This window comes from Okeania sp. (assembly GCF_983059655.1).
The window spans coordinates 1-2,912 of sequence record NZ_CEZPJD010000916.1; the positions used below are offsets into that span (position 1 = coordinate 1).

Below are 2,912 nucleotides of genomic sequence, written 5' to 3' on the forward strand. Positions count from 1 at the left end.
ATTTTTTTAAACAGTTAAAGATGCTCCTATCTTTGATAAACTTTCTGATAAATTACTCAAGTTTATATTTAAATTCTGTGAAATACTTCTTCTTATCAGAGGGGTGGGCCGTAGGTAGAGTTTGGACTGTCGGTGGTCTCTGGAGTGAAACAGCTTGGAGACGGGCACCAGATATAAAAAAAATGAATCTTTGTATTTTGGATAAAAATGAAAAAATGTGGCTGCATCAAGTCGAAGATGCAGTATTGATGGTAGAGATTTATCCAACTGCTGAAGCCCAAAAGTCTGCTTCTAATCAGAATATTGGCAATGTTGTGTTGACTCGCTTGATTAATTCTGAAAAAGTGTTGGAATATCTTTGTACCACCTCAGCCATCTGTCAAATCAACTAAAGTCATTAGGCTTGAGTTTCAACTCAAAAGTCGATCTAACTAAATATTAATCATCAACTTTCTTCCTTTTGTAATGTATGCTTGCGATTAACTTAAAAACTCTATACAATTCTTGAAATAGTTTTAATTTTTATGCTCCTATCTGATAAAATAGGCCATGTTGTTCGTAACTATATTGGCAATTGGACTAAAATTAGGACAATTTTAGCTGAATCCCCGAGAAGCTTCACACCATAATCTTTGATTTGGCGTGAGATAAATCGGTGATAAGCGTAAAATCTGATTGCGCAGCTAGGCGCGTAGTTTTTCGATATGCAAAAAGGGCGGTGGGGCATCCTGTCCTTAAAGCTCGTTGAGTCCGATGCAATAGCAGGACTACGAAGCGAGAAGCCGACACTATACCGAATGGTTAGTGTGGGAGTATGTCACATAAGGACATAACAAACAAAAGAAAAAAGCTTTCAGTATAGACATCACTTAATAAGGAGGAGTGTAGTCAATGGGACTACCTTGGTATCGAGTACATACAGTTGTTCTGAACGATCCAGGACGACTAATATCTGTGCATCTAATGCACACTGCTCTAGTAGCAGGTTGGGCTGGCTCAATGGCCCTTTATGAACTAGCAATCTTCGATCCTAGCGATCCAGTCCTGAACCCGATGTGGCGTCAGGGAATGTTTGTCATGCCATTTATGGCACGTCTAGGTGTTACCCAATCTTGGGGTGGCTGGAGTGTTACTGGTGAAGCAGCCTCTAACCCTGGTTTCTGGTCTTTTGAAGGTGTAGCAGCAGCTCATATTATTCTTTCTGGTCTTCTATTCCTAGCTGCTGTATGGCACTGGGTTTTTTGGGACTTAGAGCTATTCTTTGACCAACGTACTGGAGAACCTGCTCTAGACTTACCAAAAATGTTTGGTATTCACTTATTCTTATCTGGTTTACTCTGTTTTGGCTTTGGGGCTTTCCATTTGACAGGAGTATTTGGTCCGGGAATGTGGGTATCAGACCCCTATGGATTAACGGGTTCTATTCAGCCAGTAGCCCCGGCCTGGGGACCGGAAGGATTTAACCCATTTAATGCTGGTGGAATTGTTGCCCACCACATTGCTGCAGGAATTGTGGGAATTATTGCTGGTTTGTTCCACCTATCTGTAAGACCGCCAGAACGTCTCTACAGAGCCTTGCGGATGGGTAATATTGAAACAGTCCTCTCCAGCAGTATTGCAGCAGTTTTCTTTGCAGCCTTTGTTGTGGCTGGCACAATGTGGTACGGCTGTGCGGCTACCCCGATTGAATTATTTGGCCCTACTCGTTATCAATGGGACAATGGTTACTTCCAGCAAGAAATCGATCGTCGCGTTCAATCTGAATTAGCAGCAGGTAAAACTGCTTCAGAAGCTTGGTCAACTATTCCTGAAAAATTGGCTTTCTACGACTATGTTGGTAATAGCCCTGCCAAAGGTGGTCTTTTCCGTGTTGGCCCAATGAATAATGGTGATGGTCTGGCTCAAGGTTGGCTTGGTCATCCAATATTTAAGGATAAGGATGGCGAGGAATTATTTGTGCGTCGTCTACCAAACTTCTTTGAAACTTTCCCAGTTATTTTGACTAATGCTGATGGTGTAATCAAGGCAGATATTCCTTTCCGTCGTTCAGAATCAAAATATAGTTTTGAGGAGAAGGGCGTAACAGTTAGCTTCTTAGGCGGTGATCTTAATGGTCAAACATTTACTAAAGCTACAGATGTTAAGAAATATGCTCGTAAAGCTCAGATAGGTGAACCTTTTGAGTTTGACCAAGAAACTTTAGGGTCTGACGGTGTGTTCCGGACTAGCACTCGTGGCTGGTTTACTTATGGCCACGCTTGTTTTGCTCTACTTTTCTTCTTCGGCCATATTTGGCACGGATGTCGGACTTTATTCCGCGATGTATTTGCAGGTATTGACCCAGATCTAGAGGAACAAGTAGAGTTTGGTCTATTCCAGAAATTGGGAGACCTAAGTACTCGTAGGAAGGAAACCTAAAGCAATTGTGGTTTAACAAATAATAAAAGTAGACCACTAAGAAAACTAGGTATCTCTCATCTTTAAATTTTCGATAAAAGTCCAGCGACTACTTTGATAAAAGTTACAAAGTATTTTCGTTGGACTTTTTTTTACATTCAACTGGTAAACTAATATAGAACCGGATTTTCAGGAAATTCCCTTATGGAAAGCGCAGCTTACATATTAGTATTGGCTTTGGCCTTAGGTGTGATATTTTTTGCGATCGCCTTCCGCGATCCTCCCAGAATTGGAAAGTAATTAGTTTTGATCGATTTTTTATCAAATAAATTGCTTTTTTTATGATGAGTGAGTACTGAGTTCAAAATTCAGTACTCATTTCTTCTAAGTTTAAATAGGGCTTGCTAATTAACGAAGTCAGAAGTCAGAAGTCAGAAGCGGTGCGACCCCGCGACGACGCCAGCTCGCTTGCGGTCGGACCCCGCGCCGCCGACAGGCGCAAGCGGTGAGACCCC

The 2,912-nt window shown here is 41.7% G+C and carries 3 protein-coding genes; all 3 read left to right on the forward strand.

Annotated elements, in window-relative coordinates:
- Nucleotides 1-392: hypothetical protein (locus AC3DU7_RS30130; RefSeq protein WP_488042916.1), on the forward strand; the 392-nt coding region annotated here is incomplete at its 5' end.
- A gap of 499 nt (nucleotides 393-891) precedes the next feature.
- Nucleotides 892-2,418 carry a photosystem II chlorophyll-binding protein CP47 gene (gene psbB / locus AC3DU7_RS30135; protein ID WP_488042917.1) on the forward strand — a complete coding sequence of 509 codons (1,527 nt, stop codon included), beginning with the start codon at nucleotides 892-894 and terminating at the stop codon, nucleotides 2,416-2,418.
- Nucleotides 2,419-2,601: 183 nt separating this feature from the next.
- Entirely contained in the window at nucleotides 2,602-2,697 is a 96-nt protein-coding gene (locus tag AC3DU7_RS30140) for a photosystem II reaction center protein T (protein WP_011613950.1), read from the forward strand.
- Nucleotides 2,698-2,912 lie beyond the last annotated feature (215 nt).